The sequence below is a fragment of the Collinsella sp. AM28-11LB genome (genome assembly GCF_003469895.1).
In the GTDB taxonomy this organism is placed as follows: Bacteria; Actinomycetota; Coriobacteriia; order Coriobacteriales; family Coriobacteriaceae; genus Collinsella.
On record NZ_QSKJ01000004.1, the window covers coordinates 90788 to 112691 of the forward strand.

Consider the following 21904-nt stretch of genomic DNA (forward strand, 5'->3'; position numbering starts at 1 on the left):
TATGTCTGCTTATCGTGGCGGGCGCAGTTCTGGGGAGCTCGATGGGTTGTCTCGTTAGGTAAATAATTGTGCGTGGTGGTATCGTTGCTGTGGGTTTAATTCGATATGAAAGGGTGGCTTTGGTGTCCAAGATGGATTCTACGCTCTCCTATATTACTGACCAGTTGAAGGCGCTTACCTCGATTGCTTCGCCTACGGGGTTTACTCGTGCGGCTACTGATTATCTGATGGAGACCCTGCGCGATATGGGGTTTGGGCCTGAGCGTTCTAATAAGGGTAACGTGCTCGTTGAGCTTGGTGGCGAGGGTGAGCCGCTCGTACTGGCGAGCCATGTCGATACCCTGGGCGCCATGGTGCGCTCCATTAAGGACAATGGTCGCCTGCGTCCCACGACGCTAGGCGGGCATCAGTGGTCTACGGCCGATGGCGAGAACTGCACCGTCTACACGCGTGACGGCAATGTGTACACGGGTGTGGTCCTCAATACCGAGCCTTCGGCGCATGTGGCCGATGAACCGGTCAAGACCGTCGAGAAGAACATGGAGATCTTGCTCGACGAGAATGTCGACAGCAAAGACGACGTGCTCGAGCTGGGTATTCAGACCGGTGACATCATCGCTATGGATCCTCGCACGACGGTGACGGAGAGTGGCTACATCAAGAGCCGCTTCCTAGATGACAAGCTATCCGCGTCGATTCTGCTGGGTCTGGCCCGCGCCGTTGCTGGCGGCGAAGTGACGCTTTCGCGCAAGGTGTCGCTGCTCTTTACCGTGTACGAGGAGGTCGGCCACGGCGGTGCCTTTGTGCCGGCTGACACGCGCGAGATGATCAGCGTGGACATGGGCTGCGTGGGCGACGACCTGGGCTGCACCGAGCGCATGGTTTCGATTTGCGCCAAGGATTCGGGTGGCCCCTACAACTACGATCTGGTTACCACGCTGTCCAATATCGCGCGCGAGCTGGAGCTCGATTACGCCATCGACGTGTACCCGCACTACGGCTCCGACGTCGAGGCTACGCTTTCGGCTGGTTACGACATCCGCCACGGCCTGATCGGTCCCGGCGTGTACGCGAGCCACAACTACGAGCGCAGCCACATCGACGGCGTGCGCAATACCTACGAGCTCGTTCGCGCCTACGTTCAGCGCTAGGGGAGCAGCTTGCGACTCGGCTGACCAATCGCTAAGGCCCGATTTCTCGGGCCTTTTTTCGCTTTGGGTCGTTTAGTATTATGATGTCTGTAATCTATTAACTAAACGTGTAAATTACTTAACGAGGTGATGCGGTGTATGGATACGTCTGAGTACTTGTCTATGGGTGATGCTGCCCGCCTGTTGGGCGTTACGAAAGCCCGCATATCTCAACTTGCCGCATCGGGAACGCTCGCGTGCGATATTGTGGGCGGCCGGAAGATGATCGAGTACAATTCTGCGATCGCCTATCAAAAGGTCCGCAAACGAGGGCGCCGTCCTGCAGCCGATGTGGGACGCAAGTTTACGCTGATGTCGGCCGACCATGAGGTCGCGCATGTCTCATTTGATCCGACGCGCGAGTTTCCCTTCGAAATCGCCGAGGTCCTCGATGCGCAACGAATGCCGTTTGGCACATGCTCGAGCTCTTCTCCAACGGTGAATAAGCGGGAGCTCAACGCGTGGTGGGGGCATCGGTCGGTACCCGATGTTCGCCCCGGGCTTATCTCGCGCTACCGAGAGTTAGGGATCGTCAACGGCGCTGAGGTGCCGGTTCAGTGCCTGGGCCTCTCGCTTTCGGATTGCTATTGGCTGCGGCCGACCGATTGCGACGGGCTCGAATGGCGAAACATCAATTACTTTGAGAACGAATTTGAGCGATCGGCGCCCGAGGGGCGTTCGGGTTGGCTGGAAGGCATCGGTCTTAAAAATCCCGACAACACATCCGAGGGCGAGCTTCCTAAATCGTGGATGATTCGCAACGGTGTTCGCGTCCTGGTCAAGGGGTGCGGCATGGACGATCAACGTCCCTTTAACGAGGCGGTTGCAACGGCTCTACATCGTCGCTTGCTGTCAGAGGGTGAGTTTGTTCCCTATGCGGTTGAGCGGATGTTCGATGGCCCTGTGTGTTTGTGCGACGACTTTCTTGACGGCCGCGAGGAATATGTTCCGGCTGTTTACGTTAAGAACGCTCTTGGCGGTCAGCGAGGAAACTCGACGTACGACCGGTACTGCCGCTTCCTTGGTAAGCATGGAGCAGACGAGGCTGCCGTGAGAAGGTCTATGTCGCAGATGATCATTTGCGATGCCCTTTTGGCCAACAGCGATCGCCATTGGCGAAACTTCGGCATCATCCGCAATGTCGACACCCTGGAGATAAAACCTGCACCGCTGTTCGATAGCGGCAACTGTCTGTGGTATAACGTGCCAACTGCCGTGCTCTCAGCTGGGGAGTTTGGGTTTTCCGCTAAGCCGTTTGGGCCCGACCCTTTCGTCCAGCTGGCGCTTGCGGACTCGCTCGATTGGTTCGATTCATCGCGGCTCAACGGATTTGTTGATGAGGCAATCGAGATTCTTTCGCAGAGCGAATGGGCGACGGCGGAGGATCGACTCGAGGCCATTTGCCGCGGCCTCGAGCGTCGCGTAATCGAGGTTAGTGCCGCTGTTGAAGTGCTTCGACACGTGCGGCGATAATCCCGCGGCTACCTGATGGCTGCCGTAACGGTGCCGCCGCCCAGGACGATGTCGCCGCGGTAGACTACAACGGCTTGGCCGGGGGCGATGGCTCGCTGTGGCTCGTCAAAAGTCAGCAGCATTTGCCCGTCTGTGCCGCGCGTGAGGGTCGCCGTCTGATCCTTTTGACGGTAGCGGTACTTGGCGCCCACACGAATGCCGCCGGCATTGAGCTCTGCCTCCATGCGGTCGGCAGGGGCGCTCCAGATCCACTCATCGGCAGTTAGCGCCGAGGCGGTTAGGTCCTCGGCTTCGCCCAGATGCACGGTGTTGCTGGCGGCGTCGACGCCCGTTACATACACCGGATGCGCCATCGCGACACCCAGGCCTTTGCGCTGGCCGATGGTGTAGCGCAGCGCGCCGTTATGGCGTCCGACCACGCTGCCGTCGCGCCACACAATGTCGCCCGGTGCAGCGGCATGTCCGCAGCGGCGCTCGATATAGCCCGCGTAGTCGCCGTCCGGGATAAAGCAGATGTCCTCGCTCTCGGCCTTCTTGGCGTTGATGAAGCCCTGCTCGGCGGCAATGCGGCGTACGTCGCGCTCCTTGTCCAGCCCTGCCAGCGGAAAGATTGTGCGTGCCAGGCGCTCCTGCGTAAGCGAATACAAAAAGTAGCTCTGGTCCTTTTTGGGATCTTCGCCGCGATGTAGCTGCCAGGTGCTGTCTGCCGCCTGGCTTGTTTTGGCGTAATGGCCCGTGGCGATGTAGTCGCAGCCCATATCCAGCGCCGCATCGAGCAGCGCGCCAAACTTAATATGGCGGTTGCAGATGATGCACGGGTTGGGCGTCAACCCCTCCTGGTAGGCGGTCACGAAGCGCTCGATAACATTGCGGTCGAAGGTCTGCTGCAGGTCGAGCACATGGTGGGGTATCCCCAGGCGCTCGGCGACGGCCTTCGCGTCAGCGATGTCGCGGTCGACTTTACTCACGCCCGTGACAGGATCGGGTGCGGGGCAGGTGAGGCGCATGGTGGCACCGACGCATTCGTAACCCTGACTTTTGAGCAGATACGCAGTCACGCTGGAATCGACGCCGCCGCTCATGGCGACGAGCACGCGCTTATTGTGCATGGGGAGGTTCTCCTTGGTGGCATGTGGCCAAAAAAGAAAAGCGGCGCGGGAGGCTGGTTCCGCGCCGCAGACATTGTAGCAAGTTCGGACGTCTCGTGGGACACCCTGTTGGGATTGGCTCAGACTGCCGGGAGAGAGAGGAGGCCGGTTCGTCCTGGGCTCAACCTATGGGCACAGACCCTAGTCCTGGAAGAGCGCCGTGGACAGGTAGCGCTCGCCGGTGTCGGCGAGCAGCGCCACGATGGTCTTGCCCTCGTTCTCGGGGCGCTTGGCCAGCTGCAGCGCAGCCCACACGGCGGCGCCGGACGAAATGCCCACGAGCACGCCCTCCTTGTGGCCCACGGCGCGGCCGGTGGCAAAGGCGTCGTCGTTCTCGACGGGGATGATTTCGTCGTAGACCTGGGTGTCGAGGACGTCGGGCACAAAGCCGGCGCCGATGCCCTGGATCTTGTGCGGGCCTGCCTGGCCCTTAGAGAGCACCGGGGAAGTGGCGGGCTCGACGGCGACGATCTTAATCTCGGGGTTCTGCTCTTTGAGGAACTCGCCCACGCCGGTCACGGTGCCGCCGGTGCCAACGCCGGCGACGAAGATGTCGATCTTGCCGTCGGTGTCGTCCCAGATCTCGGGGCCGGTCGTGGCCTTGTGGATGGCAGGGTTGGCGGGGTTCACAAACTGGCCGGCGATAATGCTGTTGGGGGTCTCCTTCTGCAGCTCCTCGGCTTTGGCGATGGCGCCCTTCATGCCCTTGGAGCCGTCGGTGAGCACAAGCTTTGCGCCATATGCCTGCATAAGCTTGCGGCGCTCGACGGACATGGTCTCGGGCATGGTGATAATCACCTTGTAGCCGCGAGCCGCCGCCACGGAGGCGATGCCGACGCCGGTGTTGCCGCTCGTGGGCTCGATGATGGTGTAGTCGCCGCCGCGCACGAGCTTGCCGGCCTTCTCGGCCTCGTCAATCATGTTTTTGGCGACACGGTCTTTGACGGAGCCGGCGGGGTTGAAGTACTCGAGCTTGACGAGCACGCGGGCCTTGAGGTCCTCGTCGGCCTCAAAGTGGGTAAGCTCCAAAAGCGGGGTGTGGCCGATAAGCTGATCGATAGACGTGTAAACCTTGCTCATGGTGAACCTCCAAAGTGTTCAAGTTGCTGGTTGCCGTGTGGTTTCACGGTGCGTGTGCAGCTAAACCCATAAACCTTATAGGTTGTTCGTTTAGCTGTTGGGAAGCATACTAGGCACTAAAGCCTAGTAATGCAATAGGAAATAGAAGATTATTACGAGTCGATTAACCATCTTGACCGGAACGGGTATTTTCAAAACCAACTTTTCGGCTAGAATTTCTACGGATTAAATGACCGAAAGGCAGCACTATACATGTTGGTTTCTACTAAGGGCAGATATGCCCTGCGCGTTATGGTCGATCTGGCCGAGCACCAGGCGGCCGGCCGCATCCCGCTCAAAGAAATCGCGGCGCGACAGGGGATTTCCGAGAAATATCTCGAGAACATCTTGGCGACGCTCGTGCGCGCCAACATGCTCTCGGGCATGCGTGGCAAGGGCGGCGGCTACGTGCTCACGCGCCCGCCCGAGCAGTACACGGTGGGCGAGATCCTGCGCCTGACCGAGGGTAGCCTGGCGCCAGTTGCTTGCCTGGATGGTGACTGCAAGGGCTGTTCGCGTTCGGACGAGTGCCCCACGCTCAGCGTGTGGAAGAACCTGGACAAGCTCATCAACGACTATCTCGACGGCGTGACGCTCGACCAGCTCGTCGCCCCCAACGAGGGCTACGATTACGTGATTTGATTCCACCTTCCATTTGGGGACGGGGTAGAAATGGTAGATTTCTTTACCCTCTGAGGCTCGATAAAGAAGAAGGCCGTCCATCGTTTCGATGGGCGGCCTTCATTTTGGCGTGTTGTGGCGATCCGAATCGGTTCGCTCTAGTTCTTGGCGATGCTGTCGAGAATGCTGCGCATGATGGATACCAAGATGCTGCCCATAAACGCCGATCCAAAGCTGGCGATGGAGATGCCCGCGCCCAGCAGATTCACCGATAGGTAGCTGGCGAGCTCGAGCATAAGGCTGTTGACGACAAGCTGGAAAATGCCCAGCGTAATGATGGTGAGCGGCAGCGAGATGACCGTCAGGAACGGTTTGACGAGCGAATCGACGATATTGAGGAACAGTCCTACGAAGGCGAAACAGACCCAGGCCTCGGCAAAGCCGAAGGGTTGGATGCCGGGGACGAGGAACGTGGCGATCGCGATGGCGATCGAGGTGAAGAGCCAGTTAAGCATAAAGCGCATGGCGTGAATCCTTTCTTGCGCCGGGGTTGCTGACGTCGCGTGAAACGGCTTGCGGCGGCGACCTGGATGGTTGCGCGGGTGCGCCGCGGTGTTTGGGCGCCCATTGTCTCAAATATTCGTGGAGCTTACGTGCGCATTCGGTTTCAAAACGGCATTCGACCTAAAAAACGTGCCGCTGGCAGAGAGTCTTGTCGCTTTAGTTTGGTGGTGTGCTAAACTGCTACGGGCAAAAGCCACAGGCGTTGCCCTATTGAATAGAACGGGCGAACGATGCCCGATGTTAGTATCAACCTCGATGCCTTTTGGCGGGTTTGGCGGTGATCGATGAATATCGAGAACATGTTTGACAAGCCTGATGTCAAGCAGCTAGTCCACGCATTTAGCCTTTTGGACGACGAGAAAGATATCCAAGCGTTTTTGACCGATATCTGCACGCCGCGTGAGATTTGTGATCTTTCTCAGCGTTTGCAGGTGGCGCGCTATCTGGACGAGGGTGAGCCCTATGTCGAGGTCCAAGCCCGCACCGGCGCTTCGTCCACTACGGTGAGCCGCGTTTCAAAGGCGCTGAACGGCGAGTACGGCGGCTACCGCAAGATCCTCATCAAGCTGGAGGATGGCGAGTAGGCTAGCGACAAAAACGAATTGCGCAGAACCGTCCCTTCGGGGGCGGTTTTTATATGCCCGCAATCGGCTGGTGCGTTGGGGTCAGGTTGCTTCGTACCAAAAGATGGAGCTGCGGTGGCAATGTGTCCGCTTGGGCGGGTAGGATGGATACATTGATTATTGCGAACGGTTTGAGTGGAGGACCATGCCTGTTCGAATCTATACCACCAACGCCGGCGCGGATTTGAGCGATGCCGAGGCGGCGCTGCTCGCCGACCTGGTTGCCCGCCACGGGCGTGCCGTTTTGCTGGTGCCTACGTTTGCCGAGCTCGATCTGTGCCGTCATGATGCGGCGGAAGCTGGGGTTTCACTGGGTATCGATTACAAGACCCCTTCGTCGTGGCTCCGTTCGCTGTGGGAGCTTATGGGCGATGGCCGTAGCTTTGTGGATAACCTTCAGTGCCAGATGCTGTTCTCGGACATGATCGACCGCCGCGACGACGCTGCTCTGCAGCCGCTCTCGCGCAGCCAGGGCACGGTGCGCATGCTTGCGCGTATGGCCCGCGATGTGTTGCCGGGCGTGGCGGGGGCGGGCGACGAACGCTGCCGCGATGCCGCCGCTCAGCCCGAGCCCAAAAGCGACGCCGAGGCCCGCGTTTTCGAGCTTTTGCGTGCCTACGCGGGTGGTTTGGACCGTCGAAATATGATCGAGCCCTGCGAGGCGGCTGACATTATGGCCGGTGCCCTGGCCGATAACCTGCCGGGGTGCGCCCGTGCCGTTTGCGTGCGCGGCGTCACGTCATTTACGTATAGCTTGCTCGAGCTGCTGTCCGCCGTGGCAAACAACGGGGGAGAGGTCGTCGTGCTGCTTGCCCGCGAGCAGGCGGCGATGCGCGAGGAGCTTGCCGCGGCATTTGATGCCCGCGGTGTGCTGTTTGAGATCACGCCGCTGGGGGAGGGTGCCGGCGCGTCTGATGCCGCTTGCGGGACCGCCGCTCAGCCTGCCTTTATTGAGGTCGCCGGCCCCCATGCCCGTGCTCATGTCTATGCGGACGCAATTGATGATCTGGTAAAAGCGTGCCAGGGTTCCGAGGCCGACGGCGCCGCGACGAACGCCGACCCCGCACGCGTGCTCGTCGTTTCTGCCCGGGCACCCCAGCTGTTCGGTGAGCTCGCCTCTCGTCTGGCGGCTCGTCGTATCGCTGCTGAGACAACTGAGTTCACGGCGTTTTCCCAATCAATCGCGGGCAGGCAGTTCACGGCGCTCGCCAATCTGATCGAGCGCATGAAGGCCGCCGACGAGGGCACCGCCTCCAAGACCGAGTGGTGGCCCGCGCCGGAGCTTACCGACTGGATTTACAGTCCGCTTTCGGGTGCCGATGCCGCCAGCGCGCGCACCTTCGACAAGAACATGCGCCTGTCGCGCGGCAAGACCACCACGGCCGTCAAGAGCCTGCTGCAGAGCGTGCAGGGCCAGGTGAGGGGCGCGCGCAAGGCTGCCAGTGATGAGAGCTGGTTTAAGAACGTGCCATGCGTGGTCTCGGACGTGTTCCAAGCGCTGTGGCGCGACAAACCCGTGACGGCGCTCAAGGCAATGCTCGCCGTCGCCGAGGCGTTGCCCGATCGCTCGCTGGGCAGCTTGGATGGCCAAGCCCGTCGCCAGGCGGAGGTGGCCCTGCTGCGCCATGTCATCGACATCCTTATGAACGATGCTCGCGCGCTCGACGTGTCGCAGGCCGCGACCGTGCCTGTGCTCGATGGCGTTCGCACCAAGGTGGACAAGCACAGTACCGCTTACGATTACGAGACCTACGAGGTTGACCGTGCGCCACGTGCCCAGGTTCGCTTTACTTCGCTTGCCGATGCGGCGGCTCTGCGAACCGGCAGCTACGATGCCGTGCTGTTTGCCGATGTCGATCTGGACAGCTATCCGCTCTCGCACGAGGAGGGCCCGCTTGCCACGCTGACGGCGAGCCTCGGTCGCGAGGGCGTGACGCTTGAGCCTGCGGCCTTGCTGCGCGCACGCTTTGGCCGCGCGATGCAAGCGTCGCGTGGTCCGGTTACGCTCGCCCGTGTGACCCACGATCGTCAGGCGCGCGAGTGCTATCCGGCGGCCGTGTGGACCGAGTTGCGGGCGCATGCCGAGGCCGCTAACGATGCTAAGGCCGCTGACGCCGACAAGGCCGCTGACGACGCTAAGGCCGCAGGCGTCGACAAGGCGAAGTGTGTGGGCGAGGGCGATATCGTAAGGGACTTCGATCCCGCGGCAGGCGAAGGTCTTAGGCGCGAGCACGTGACCTGCGAAGCTCCTCAGCATCTGAGCGATGAAGCCATTCCGTATTTGGTCCTGCGTCGTCGCGACGGCGAGGGCGAGGACGCGCCGCTTGTGCCGTGCCTGACGTCCGCCTCGCAGATCGAGTCATATTCCACCTGCCCGCTGTGCTGGTTCGTCTCGTATCGCGTTAAGCCCCAGTCCATCGACGCGGGCTTTGGCAACATGGAGAAGGGTAACTTTGTCCACGACGTGCTGGAGCACTTGCATGCCCGCCTGCCTCAAGAGGGCATGGAGCGCGTGACGCCCGAGAACCTGCCACGTGCGCAGGAGCTGCTGCGCGAGGTCTTTGACGAGACCTTGGTCGAGCATGCCTCCAAGCGTGGCAACGAGGGCCCGCTCGTGCCGCTCTCTCCGGTAGAGGAGCGCCAGGTGGCCGAGATTCTGCCGCAGCTGGAGGGAGTGCTTGCCTACGAGTCCGAGGCGCTCGCCCCCTTTGTCCCGCGTTACCTGGAGTTCGCCTTTAACGAGCTCAAAGTCGAGTATGCCGGCTGGCCGCTTGGCGGGCGCATCGACCGCGTGGACGTGGATGCCGAGAATCGTGCCGTGGTGATCGACTATAAGCACCGCACAGGTGTCGAGGAGTTTAAGCTCGCCGACCCTACGGTGCGCGACGAGGAATCGGGCGAGGCCGCCATCGACGACCCACGGTGGCTACCGCCCCATACCCAGACGCTTATCTATGCGCAGGCCATGCGCCGGGCGCTGGATTTGGACACCCGCGCGGCACTCTACTTTTCGACCAAGGGCGGCAAGCCGGCGTTGCGCGGCGCCGCGAGCGCCGAGCTGCTCGAGGAAGAGCGCGGCGACGGTCGCATCCCAGGCCTCAAGAAAGGTTTCCCCGGCGAGGGTGGCAGCATGGACTTCGACGCCCTGCTCGATCGCGTGGAGGCCGGCATCGCCGAGCGCCTGCGGGAGCTCGAGGCAGGCAACGTTGCCGCCGTCGACCCGACGTCGGCTCAGGCCGCGCATGCGCGCTGCTCGTATAACCACGAAGGAACGTTTGTAAGGAGGGACGTGTAGACCATGGATCTTTCGACTTTGATGCCGCAACAGCTGCAGATTGTCAAAACGCTCGACCGTCCGTTGTTTGTCTCGGCGGGCGCCGGTTCGGGCAAGACCTTTACCCTCACGCGCCGCATCGTCTACGCGCTCTCGCCCGAATCCGGTCCGTTCGTTGAGCATCTGGACCAGGTGCTCGCCATTACCTTTACCAAAGATGCCGCGGCCGAGATCCGTGACCGCGTGCGCCGCGCGCTCATCGACGAGGGCATGGACGAGGAGGCCCTGACCGTCGACGATGCATGGATCTCGACCATTCACGGCATGTGCTCGCGTATCCTGCGCGCACACGCGTTGGAGCTGGGCATCGATCCCGAGTTCACGGTACTCACCGATACCGACGAGCTTATGGATCAGGCTGTTGAGCATGTGCTGGCCCGCGCGACGGCGCCCGATGCCGCCCCCGAGCTCGCGGCATCGCTCAAGGCCCTCTACGCCTGGTATCCCATGGCGGGCGAGGGCGGCCCTTTTGGCGCCGGCACCACCATCAAGGGCCTGGTGCGCGAGCTGCTGGAGCTCTCGAGCCAGCTGCCGGGCGGCATGGACGACGTGCGCGTGGCACACGGTCATGCCGACACTTCGGCCCTTGCCGATGCCTATCGTGCGGCGCTGGGCGCAAGCAAGGCCGCGACCGAGAAAGCGCAGGTGGCACTCGATGCCATCGATGCGTTCGAGGCGAGCGGCAAGACCATGGCGGATGCGGCGCGACTCATGATGTCGTGCACCATGCCTCGGGCGAGCAAGGCGTTTCCCAAGGAACAGGTGGAGCTGCTCAAGGCGGAGGCTGCCGATGCGTTTATCAATATCGTGCTCGCCTGCGGTGGTCCGGCGCTCGATGCGCTGGTGGGGCTTGCTCGTGCTGTGGAGGCGGAGTACCGCGCGCTCAAGGCTGACCAGTCCGCGCTCGATAACAACGACCTGCTCCGCATGGCATACGAGGCGCTGCGCGATTATCCCGCCATTCGAGCCGCCTACGAGGGCCGCTTTAAGATGGTCATGATCGACGAGTTCCAAGATACCGACCAGATGCAGGTCGATCTGATTCGCTATTTGACGGGTGCGGGCGAGCGCGCGCTGTGCACGGTGGGCGATGCGCAGCAGTCGATCTATCGCTTCCGCGGCGCCGAGGTCGAGGTGTTTCGCCGCCAGGAGCGCAAGGTGGGCCTGTCTGCTGCGCCTGAGACCTCCGTCGCATCCGATGCCCCTGCCGGCGAGCTCGTCAAGCTCGTGCGCAACTTCCGCAGCCACGACGAGGTGCTGCGCTATGTGGCACGCGTCTTTGACGGCGATACCGGTGGTTTGATGCAGGGATTCTTGGATCTTGAGCCGAGTGACGATCGCGAGGACAAGCTCAAGGCAAAGGCTTCGCGCCGCCAAGCGCTGTTCGTTGCCGGCGGCAGCACCCAGGAGCGAACGCAGGCGAAAGCTCGTGCGATTGCGGGGCGGTTCCAAGCGCTCGTTAAAGCGGGCCAGCCCCAGGGCAGTATGGTGCTACTGCTGGGGCGCATGACCAATGCCGACGTTTATGCCCGGGCTTTCCGCGACCAGGGACTCGACTGCGTTATCGCGGGCGGCTCGGTCTTTGCCCAGGCAGCCGAGGTGCAGACGGTGCGTGCCCTGGTCTGCGCACTTGCCAACCCGGCCGATACCGCGCAGGGCCTCATGCCGTTGCTGGCCTCGCCGATGTTTGCGCTCGGCGCCCAGGAATTCCTGGCGCTGGCGACCAAGCTGGACGAGCAGACGGGGGAGACGTCGCGCCGCAACATCGATGCGGGCATCATGAGCGATTCCGATGTGCCCGGCTTGCAGGGCTTGCCACTGGTGACGCGCGCCCGCGAGGTGCTGCGCTATGCACTGCGCCGCGTGGGACGTGATTCGTTCGCGGCGATCGCGCGCGACGTGGTCAATGCTTCCGGCTGGTTCGTGCGTCTGGCGCAGCGCGGCCCCGAGGGCAAGGCCATTGCTGCCAACGTGCTCAAGGCGCTCGACGCCGTGGCCGAGGCGGAGGCCGAGTTCGGCAACTCGCCGCGCTCCATCGCGCTTGCCTTCGATCTCTTCCTGGCGGGCAAGGAGGCGCCGGGCGCGCTGAACGAGGAGGGCGACGGCGCGGTGCGCATCATGACCGTGCATGCGTCCAAGGGTCTGGAGTATCCGGTTGTGGCGGTTGCGGAGTGCTTTGGCGTGCGTAAGTCCTCGGGTGTGGCACAGATGGGTCGCGTCGATGGCGGTGCGCAGGTTGTGGCGCTACCGGCACGCTTCGACGGCGTTAAACTCGCGGACGGCACGTTCGTAAAGGGCGACGACGTCAAAAAACAGTTTGAGCACGCGTTTAAGGGCAAGGGCACGTCGCTGTGGTTGTCGCCGGAGCTTATGGAGGACGTTTGCGCGACGGGCTCTCCCGCCGAGGCATTTGCCCGCCTGCGTAACGACGACCTGCAGCTTTCGCTCGAGGAGCGGGCTCGCTTACTCTATGTTGCCATGACGCGAGCGCGCGAGTTGGTGATCTTGGCGATGGATGCCGGCGTGAGCCGTGGCAAGGTGGCGGCGCCGACCTTCGACGTTGAGACCGATCTGACCTACGACGTGCTGCGCCGTATTTTGCCGACCGACGCACAGGCCTTGCCGCAGCTCGATGCCGACCGTTTGGTGTTCGACAACTCCCAGCCGGGCGACTACGAGCTCATCTCGCTGGCGGACTTTACGTTTGGCGAGCAGGCGTTTGAGGCCAACGCTTCGCTGGATGCCGAGGGCAGGCTTGTCCGCGGCGATGCGGAGGCGGAGGGTGCCGGTGCAGATGCCCGCGCCGCCGTTCCCGGTCCTGCCGACCCCGAGCCCGATTCGTTTGAGCTCGTGTATCCCCAGGCGGTGGGCGTGCGCATGGGCACATGCCCGTATCCGGCGCGCGATTCGTACAGCTACTCGTCAATTGCCGCGGCGTTGCATGACGAGTCCGAGGACCGTGCCGCCGAGGCGCATGTGCCCATGGACGAGGCTGGCGATGATGCGGAGTCGGATGGTTCCGAGATGACGGATGCAGACGTGGCCGCCGTTGAGCCCGCCGGCAACCCCATGGCGCTGGGCTCGGCGTTCCATGCTGCCTGCCAGTGGCTCATCGAGATGGGCGCCAATGAACTGCCCGCCGCGCGCGCCGATGCGCTGGCGCGCCTGTGGTGCCTGACGCCGGAGCAGCGCGAGCGTTTTGACATTGCCCTGAATCGCTGGCTCAGGTCGGCGGTCCGTGCCGAGCTGCTTGCCTGGCCGTGCGTCCGTGCCGAGGTACCGTTCTTCTCGCTGGGCTGCGAGGACGAGGACATTGCCCGCTACGGCACGTATGCCGAGGGCGCCATCGATGCGTTGGCAACGAACCCGGCGGATTCGTCACGCGCGCTGGTCATCGACTACAAGACGGGCGGCACACCGGATGAGACGCCGGAACAGCTGCAGGAGAAGCACGCCCTGCAGGCGCGCGTCTACGCCGATGTGTTGCACAAGGCGGGCTTTGAGGCCGTGACCGTCAAGTTCGTTCGCGTGGAACAGCCGGATCCAACCATCTTCGTCGAACCCGCCGAACCTCAAGTAGTCACCTACAATCTTTAGCCCTCAACAGCGTGCGGTGGAATCCTTCCCGATTCCACCGCAGCTCAGGGGTAGCTAATTTGGGACGGGGCTATTTTAGCTACCCTTTGACTGACGGCGAATGAGTCGGGGTCGGAATGCGTTTCAACCGACATATGGGGGTAGCTAAAATAGCCCCGTCCCAAATTAGCTACCCGTGTGGGTTTGGCTAGGTTCGGGTGCTGTCCGTGCCGTGCGGTAAAATCGTTCAGTCAGAACACGAACCCGCATCGGAGCTCATCACATGGCATTCGTCCATCTGCACAACCACACTGTTTTCTCCATGCTCGACGGCGCAACCCGTATCCAGGATATGGTCAACCGTGCCGTTGAGCTTGGCATGCCCGCCGTGGCCATTACCGACCACGGCTACATGTATGGCGTGCCCGACCTGGCGCTGGCCTGCGACGCCGTCAACCACAACACGCCCGAGTACAAAACCTGGAGCCACGACAAGGCCTTCTTGGAAAAGGACCGCCGCGACGAGCTGGTGGAGCCCGATCCCGAGGAAAACCCGCGCGAGCATGCCCAGTATGTGAAGGACATGGCCATGTGGGACGAGAAGGGCAATATCGACGAGCTCAAGCCGCCTCTGGTTATCAAGCCCATCTTTGGCTGCGAGGTCTACTTTACGCCGGACGAGACGCTCGCCCGCGACCATAAGCCCGAGCTCTACCACATGATCCTTTTGGCCAAGGACCAAGAGGGCTACGTCAACCTGATGCAGACGGTCTCCGAGGCCGCCGTGCAGGGCTTTTACTACAAGCCGCGCGTGACGCTCGACAATCTGCGCCGCCATGCCAAGGGCATGATCTGCACCAGCGCCTGCATCGCGGGCATCATCCCCAAGTACATCGACCGCGGCGACATGGAAGGCGCCATCAAGTGGGCCGAGACCTTCCGCGATACCTTCGACCCCGGCGACTTCTATATCGAGATTCAGGAACACGGCATTACCACCGACAACGGCCTGACTGACGAGCAGATGGACCGCACGCTCATCGATATTGCCAAGCAGGTGGGTGTCAAGGTCATCGCCACCAACGACTTCCACTACCTGCGCCGCGAGGACGCGCCCGTGCAGGACGTCATCATGTGCATCGGTATGAACGCCAAGGTCGACGACCCCAACCGCATGCGCATGACCGGCTCGGAGTTCTATATGAAGACCGAGGAGGAGATGCGGGCGATGTTCCCGTATTGCCCCGAGGCCTGCGACAACACGCTCGAGATCGCTGACAAGTGCTACGTGGAGCTGGACTGGGACTCTATCATCCTGCCGCGCTTCCCGCTGCTCGATCCCGGCGAGACGCACGAGAGCCAGTTCCGCCGCGAGTGCGAGAAGGGCCTGCGCCAGCACTACGGCGATGACTGGGCCACGCGCGAGATCGGCGGCGTCAACATCAAAGAGCGCTTTGAGTACGAATACAAGGTCATTTGCGACAAGGGCTTTGCCGCCTACTTCTTGATCGTTGCTGAGTACGTGCAATGGGCCAAGGACAACGGTATCGGCGTCGGTCCCGGCCGTGGCTCGGCCGCCGGCGCTATCGTCGCCTACGCCATGAACATCACCGCGTTCGACCCGCTCGAGAACGGTCTGATGTTCGAGAGGTTCCTGTCCCCGCAGCGTACCGAGATGCCCGATATCGATATGGACTTCGACGATGAGCGGCGCCTCGAGGTCGTGGAGCACGTTCGCCAGCTCTACAGTCCCGAGAAGGTCACCCACGTCATCACCTACTCGACCATTAAGGCCAAGCAGGCCATCAACGACGCCGCACGCGTTCTGGACTACCCGGTCTATATGGGCCAGCGCCTGTCCAAGATGGTCTCGAGCGACCCCAAGGTCAAGCTCAAGCAGGTGCTCGAAAAGCAACCCGGCAAAGAGGATCTGTTTAACCCCGATTTTGCCGAGGCATATAAAAAGGACGACGACGCCCGCCGCATCATCGACACGGCGCTCTCGATCGAGGGCCTCACCCGTGGCGAGGGCGTGCACGCGTGCGCCGTTCTGATCTGCCGCGACCCCGTCAACGAGCACGTGCCCACCAAGCTCGATACCAAGGGCGGCGTCGAGATTACCCAGTACGAGGGCCATACCGTCGCCGACATGGGCCTGCTCAAGATGGACTTCCTGGGCCTGCGCACGCTGACGGTTATCTCCAAGGCCAAGGCAAACATCAAAAAGAACTTCGGCATCGACATCAAAGAGGAGGAGATTCCCTTTGACGACCCCGAGATCTTTAAGCTCATGGGCTCCGGTCACACCGCCGGCGTCTTCCAGGTCGAGTCCGCCGGCATGACGGCCACGATCAAGAACATGAAGCCCACCGAGTACAAGCACGTCGTGGCATTGATCGCCCTGTACCGCCCGGGCCCGCTGGGCGCCGGCATGGTGTCGTCCTACATCAACCGTATGAACGGCAAGGAGCCGGCCGTCTCCTACGACGACCGTCTGGACGACATTCTGGGCGAAACCTACGGCACCATGGTCTACCAGGAGCAGGTCATGCTCATCTCCGTCGAGATGTGCGGCTTCTCCAAGGGCGAATCGGACTCGCGTATCCGTAAGCCCGTGGCTAAGAAAAAGATCAAGCTGCTCACGTCGACGGTGCTCCACTGGGAGGATGGCTCGGACGAGACCACCTACGACCACTGGATGAACGGCGCTGTCAAGAACAACTACACGCGCGAGGTCGCCCAGAAGATTTGGGACGATGTTCTCGAGTTCGCGTCCTACGCCTTCAACAAGTCGCACTCCGCCGGCTACGCCATTCTGGTTATGCAGACGGCGTGGCTCAAGGCGCACTATCCGCACGAGTACATGGCGGCCGTTCTGACGTCCTATACGGGCAAGACCGACAAGATCGTGCACTACGTCTCGGCATGCCGTCACGACGGCATCCCCGTGCTGTCGCCAGATGTCAACGAGTCCGGCACCGAGTTCACGGCTACCAAGGAGGGCGTGCGCTTTGGTCTGGCCGGCATCCGCGGCGTGGGCACCGGCGTGGCGCAGGCGATTATCGCTGAGCGCGAGGCGGGCGGTCCGTTTAAGACGCTGCACGACTTTGTCGAGCGCGTGGACTCGAGCCAGGCCAACCGCCGCGTGATCGAATCCCTGATCAAGGCAGGCGCCTTCGACTCCACGGGGTATCCGCGTCGCCAGATGATGCACTTTGTGGACAAGAACAACCCCGAGAACATCATCGATGCCGCGGTGAAGCGCCAGAAGGATCGCGCGAGCGGCCAGACGTCGTTTTTCGATATGTTTGGCGACGTTGAGGGCTCGGGCTTTGAGGTGAGCGTGCCCGATCCGGATGGCCAGGAGTGGGACCGCCATCTTAAGCTGAGCCAGGAGAAGGAAGTTCTGGGCATCTATGTTTCGGACCACCCGCTGCGTCCGTTTGAGTATGCACTTAGCAAAGCACGCGACTTCTCGTTCTCGCAGATCGACACCGGCTACGAGGTGCAAAACCCCACGGGCGGTACCATCAACCAGGAGATTCCCGAGGGCAAGGCGCTGTGGTGGGCCGGTATGGTCTCGAGCGTGTCCAAGCGCGTGACCAAAAACGGCGACCCCATGGGCATTGTGCAGCTCGAGGACATGGAAGGCGAGGCCACGGTCGTGGTGTTCCCCAAGACCTACAAGGAGGCCGAGGGGTATCTGTACGGCGAGGTCGATCCCGAGACCGGCGCACAGCTGTCCGATGCGTTTGTTCGCATTAAGGGCAAGCTCGAACGCTCGGACCGCGGCGATCAGATTATCGCGCAGGAGATCGTGCCGCTGGAGCTTAACGAGGAGAACAACAAGCCCAGGGTGTTTGAGGTCATGGTGCCCAACAGCCGCTTTAGCCAAGGCAATATGGCGCGTCTTGCCACGGTGCTCACTACCAACCCGGGCGGCGACCGCGTAGAGATCTTTATCGAGCAAGTCGACGGGCGCGTGCTGCGTGCCGAGGTGCCGGCCAAGGTTAACGCACGCTCGATTCCGCTGCTGGCCGAGGCCAAGGCCATCGTTGGCAACCAAGGCCGCGTGACGGTTATCTAGGGGTGCCTTTGCCGGGGTAGCTAATTTGGGACGGGGCTATTTTAGCTACCCTTTGACTGACGGCGAATGAGTCGGGGTCGGAATGCGTCTCAACCGACATATGGGGGTAGCTAAAATAGCCCCGTCCCAAATTAGCTACCCTGTGTGGATTGGAGGAAGTGATGGCACAGGGGACGTTTGTGCAGGCGCTTCGCAAAGAGGCGGCGTTGAGCGGCACCTTTATGAAGGGGCGTTCGCTCATGCTCAACGGTGCCGTGCTGTCAATCGAGGACAGCGGCTCGCGCTTCTCCAAAAACGTGACGGTCGAGGGCTCGGTGCGCGGCTCGCGCGGCGACCTGTACAAGACGCACGTCGCGCTCGACATGGACGAGCGCGAGGTTGTCGACTACGACTGCGATTGCCCGGCCGCCTTTCGCTATTCCGGCATGTGCAAACACGCTATCGCCACGGCGTTGGCGTATCTGGATGCCAGTGGCGCCGAGCCCGTCGAGGGCTTGCGCACGCCGGTTCGCACGACTACGGTACCGCCCGCACAATCCAAGCAGTCCGCCCGCCCCGCGCCCACCGCATCCGCGGTCAACCCAAACTTTCCCTTCCCGGCGCCCGTTCCCACGAGCCCGAGCCTTATGGCGGCGCTCTCCGATCTGTCGGAAGCGCGCATGGACGAGCTCGTGGTCATGCGTCGCAAGCTCGCCGGCGCCATTGATCCCGATGCTCCCAAAGCGGTGCTGGAGCCCTCGTTGGTGCCGTACTACAATCCGCTGTTTGGCGAGCGCTTTAGCTGGGCGCTCGAGTTTCGCATCCGCTGCGGTTCGGTGTCCTACGTGGTTAAGGATATCGACGGCATGGCCGACGCCTATGTCCGAGGCGGCACGTTCTCGTACGGCAAGAAGCTCACGTTTGTCCATACGCCCGAAGCCTTCGAAGACGTGTCGACAAAGTTGCTCGACCTTGTCACGATGACGGTTGCCTACCTGAGCGACATCACGAGTTCGCGCTCGGCGTCGTACGACTTTGCCCGCAGCGGTTTTGTCGCCGAGCGTCAGTTGCCGCTATCCGAGTATTCCATCGTGTCCGTGCTGGACCTGCTGCGCGGTAGGACCATTTCCTTTGAGCCTGCCTGGTCGCGGGGGACGACGACGCATCGCTCCTACGAGGTGGCGGTCGAGCCATCGCCGCAGGGAGAGGACGAAGCCCCGACTTGCCGCCCACCGCTCCTCGCCGCAAAGATTGCTCCGGCGGCGGGAGGTAGCTATGACCTGCGCCTGCCGGCCGATATGTATTGCTTCGCCTCGGACAACGTTGCCTACCTGGTCGACACACGCCGCGCGCGCCGTACCGACGCGGCGTTTGCCCAACACGCGGCGTCGTTCCTGTCGCGCTTGTTGCCCTGCCGCACGCCGGCCCATATCGCCGCCGACCAGGTGGGCGAGTTCTGCCGCATGGCGCTGCCGATCTTGCGCGACTACACCGACCTGACCGCTCCCGCCGCCCTTGATGCCGTGGCACCCGAGGCGAGCTTCCATTTTGAGATTGGCGTCGACGATGGGCTCGTGACCTGCATAATTACGGTTACCTACGGCGACTGGTCGGCAGATCTCTTTAGCCTGGGCGCTCCGGGCAGCCCCTTCGAAGAGCGGCGCCCGGGCGTTCCGCCGCGCGACGAGGTGGCGGAGTTTCGCGTTATGGACACGGCGGCCCTGTACTTCGATTTCTACGAGGGCGGCCTGGCGTTTGAGGAGCGCGATGACGAGAGCCTGTTCCACTTGCTGACCGAGGGCCTGTCTGCCCTGTCCGAGTTGGGCGAGGTTATGCTCAGCGACCGCCTGCGCCAGATCTCGGTGCGCCCTGCACCCAAACTTTCGGTGCGCGCCACCGTTAAGAGCAACTTGCTCGACGTCGAGTTGGGCGCGAGCGGGCTTTCGGCGGCAGACCTTGCCGTCTATCTCGATTCGTACAAGCGTCATCAAACGTTTGCGCGCCTTACGTCCGGCGACATCATTCGCCTGGACGAGGGAGCCCGAGCCGCGTTTGGCCTCGCCGAGGACCTGGGTGTCGATGCTGTCGACCTGCTCGACGGTGTGTCGCTTCCCGCGTCGAGTACCCTGTTTGTCGATAGCATGCTTGCGCACACGCCGGCGCTCGAGGCCGATCGCGACGCCGCGTTCCGTCGTACCGTCGAGCGCCTGGACACGCTCGGCAAGATGGACTTTACGGTGCCCGCCTCGCTCAAGGCCACGCTGCGCGGCTATCAGGTCGACGGCTATCAGTGGCTCGGCTCGCTCGAACACCTGGGCCTCGGCGGCATCTTGGCCGACGACATGGGCCTGGGCAAAACGCTCCAGATGATCGCGCATATCCTGGCGCGCGTGGAGGCGGGGGACACCAAGCCCACGCTCGTGGTATGCCCGGCCTCACTCGTGTACAACTGGACTGCCGAGCTGGAGCGCTTTGCGCCCTCGCTCGATGTGTGCGCCATCGTGGGCGCCAAGGCGCAGCGCCGCGTGCAGATTGCCGGCGTGGCAGAGCATAACGTGGTCGTGACGTCGTATGACCTTATGCGCCGCGATATCGACGAGTACGCCGGGCAGGATTTTGCCCGCGTGGTGCTCGACGAGGCCCAGTACATTAAAAACCCGCTCACCCAGGTGGCACGCGCCGCAAAGCGCCTGCCGGCCGGCGTGCGCTTTGCCCTGACGGGCACGCCCATCGAAAATCGCCTATCCGAGCTCTGGAGCATCTTCGACTTTTTGATGCCGGGCCTGCTGGGCACGCGCGAGTCGTTTGCCAAGCGCTTTGAGAGTCCCGTCGAGCATGCCGAGGGCGACAGCGCCGCCCGCCTGCAGGCGCTCGTATCGCCGTTTGTGCTGCGTCGCGTAAAGGAAGACGTGGTGGCCGACCTGCCCGAGAAGATCGAGGATACGGTCATGGCGCAGCTCACCGGCGAGCAGCGCAAGCTCTACCTGGCCAACCAGGACCGCATCGCCCAGCAGGTGCAGCATCGCGAAGCATCCGAGTTTAAGAAAGACAAGCTCAAGGTGCTCGCCGAGCTTACCAAGCTGCGCCAGATCTGCTGCGACCCGCGTCTACACTACGAGGATTACAAGGCGGGGAGCGCCAAACTCGATACGTGCATGGAGCTCGTGTACGGCGCCCTCGACGGCGGGCATCGCATCCTGTTGTTCAGCCAGTTTACGGGCATGCTCGATATCATCGGTAAGCGCTTGGCCAAGGAGGACATCGCTTTCCTTAAGCTCACGGGCGCTTCGTCTAAGGAGAGCCGCGCCAAGATGGTCGCACAGTTCCAAGCGGGCGAGGTTCCGGTCTTTTTGATTTCGCTCAAGGCGGGCGGCGTGGGCCTTAACCTGACGGCGGCCGACGTGGTCATTCACTACGACCCGTGGTGGAACGTGGCCGCACAGGATCAGGCGACCGACCGCGCGCATCGTATTGGCCAGCAACACACCGTGACCGTGTACAAGCTCATCGCCAAGGACACGATCGAGGAACGCATTATGCAGATGCAGGAGTCCAAGCGCGATCTGGTCAACAGCGTGCTCGGCGGCGACGGCATCTCGTCGGCGCTGTTTACCCGCGAAGATGTTCTGACACTGCTCGGCGGCGACGGGCGCTAGCTGCGCGCGGGGTGGGACTGCTGGAGTGGGCAGGACGGTCGACGCATTTTGGCCCGACCGCTTGCCTGATCCGTTATGTGTTCATTTGCTATGCCGTGGATGGTTTGTCTGCATTTGGGCATAAGAACCATCAGGAATATTGGCACATCAGCAAAGGAGAACATCATGGCGAAATTCTTTAAGGACCCCGACGGTAAGCTCATCGCCGCTCTCGGCAACGACGTTGCAACCCCTGCCGGCTGCACGGAGCTGACCGCGAACACCGAGGACGCGGCGCACGAGAAGCACGTGCCCGTCGTCGAGACCGAGCGTGACGGTCACGTGATTCGCGCACGCGTTGGCTCGACGGAGCACCCCATGCTGCCCGAGCACTACATCGAGTGGATTGCCCTTGAGGCCGAAGGCCGCCTGGAGGTCCATTACCTTGAGCCCGGCATGAAGCCCGCGACGTTTTTTGCCGGCGGCTCCAAGACCGGTACCGTCTATGCCTATTGCAACCTGCATGGGCTGTGGTCCGCGACGTTCTAGGAGCGC

At 62.2% G+C, this 21904-nt stretch carries 12 protein-coding genes; 9 read left to right on the forward strand and 3 right to left on the reverse strand.

Annotated features, from left to right (window positions below):
* Positions 1–131 precede the first annotated feature (131 nt).
* The gene (locus DW732_RS04140) at positions 132–1151 is read left to right on the forward strand and encodes a M42 family metallopeptidase (protein WP_118098918.1); all 1020 of its coding nucleotides are present in this window, start codon (positions 132–134) and stop codon (positions 1149–1151) included.
* Between the two features lie 138 nt (positions 1152–1289).
* On the forward strand, positions 1290–2663 hold the full coding sequence (locus DW732_RS04145) for a DNA-binding protein (RefSeq protein WP_118098877.1): 1374 nt from the start codon (positions 1290–1292) through the stop codon (positions 2661–2663).
* Positions 2664–2671: 8 nt separating this feature from the next.
* On the opposite strand, the gene mnmA is transcribed toward DW732_RS04145, so the two are convergent.
* Both mnmA and cysK read right to left on the reverse strand, forming a co-directional pair.
* A complete protein-coding gene (gene mnmA / locus DW732_RS04150; protein WP_255413412.1) occupies positions 2672–3895 on the reverse strand; it encodes a tRNA 2-thiouridine(34) synthase MnmA in 1224 nt (407 codons plus the stop codon).
* Between the two features lie 57 nt (positions 3896–3952).
* The gene (cysK, locus tag DW732_RS04155) at positions 3953–4891 is read right to left on the reverse strand and encodes a cysteine synthase A (protein WP_118098879.1); all 939 of its coding nucleotides are present in this window, start codon (positions 4889–4891) and stop codon (positions 3953–3955) included.
* Between the two features lie 252 nt (positions 4892–5143).
* On the opposite strand from cysK, the gene DW732_RS04160 reads away from it, so the two are divergent.
* Positions 5144–5572 (forward strand): Rrf2 family transcriptional regulator, encoded by a 429-nt coding sequence (locus DW732_RS04160; protein WP_117743021.1) that lies wholly within the window; start codon positions 5144–5146, stop codon positions 5570–5572.
* A 137-nt stretch (positions 5573–5709) separates the two neighbouring features.
* Here the strand turns inward: DW732_RS04160 and DW732_RS04165 are convergent, their stop codons facing one another.
* The gene (locus DW732_RS04165; protein ID WP_117734439.1) at positions 5710–6075 is read right to left on the reverse strand and encodes a phage holin family protein; all 366 of its coding nucleotides are present in this window, start codon (positions 6073–6075) and stop codon (positions 5710–5712) included.
* Positions 6076–6399: 324 nt separating this feature from the next.
* Here DW732_RS04165 and DW732_RS04170 point away from each other — a divergent pair, with 324 nt between their 5' ends.
* The 6 genes from DW732_RS04170 to DW732_RS04195 all read left to right on the forward strand — a co-directional run bounded on the left by DW732_RS04170 (position 6400) and on the right by DW732_RS04195 (position 21898).
* Entirely contained in the window at positions 6400–6699 is a 300-nt protein-coding gene (locus DW732_RS04170) for a YerC/YecD family TrpR-related protein (RefSeq protein ID WP_022094855.1), read from the forward strand.
* A 184-nt stretch (positions 6700–6883) separates the two neighbouring features.
* On the forward strand, positions 6884–10033 hold the full coding sequence (locus tag DW732_RS04175; RefSeq protein WP_118098880.1) for a PD-(D/E)XK nuclease family protein: 3150 nt from the start codon (positions 6884–6886) through the stop codon (positions 10031–10033).
* A gap of 3 nt (positions 10034–10036) precedes the next feature.
* Positions 10037–13669, forward strand: coding sequence for a UvrD-helicase domain-containing protein (locus tag DW732_RS04180; protein ID WP_118098881.1), 3633 nt, complete (start codon positions 10037–10039; stop codon positions 13667–13669).
* Positions 13670–13931: 262 nt separating this feature from the next.
* A complete protein-coding gene (dnaE, locus tag DW732_RS04185) occupies positions 13932–17735 on the forward strand; it encodes a DNA polymerase III subunit alpha (RefSeq protein ID WP_118098882.1) in 3804 nt (1267 codons plus the stop codon).
* A gap of 161 nt (positions 17736–17896) precedes the next feature.
* On the forward strand, positions 17897–21370 hold the full coding sequence (locus tag DW732_RS04190; RefSeq protein ID WP_118098883.1) for a DEAD/DEAH box helicase: 3474 nt from the start codon (positions 17897–17899) through the stop codon (positions 21368–21370).
* 165 nt (positions 21371–21535) lie between these two features.
* Positions 21536–21898: a desulfoferrodoxin family protein gene (locus tag DW732_RS04195; RefSeq protein ID WP_117734444.1), complete on the forward strand. Its 363-nt coding sequence runs from the start codon at positions 21536–21538 to the stop codon at positions 21896–21898.
* Positions 21899–21904: the final 6 nt, after the last annotated feature.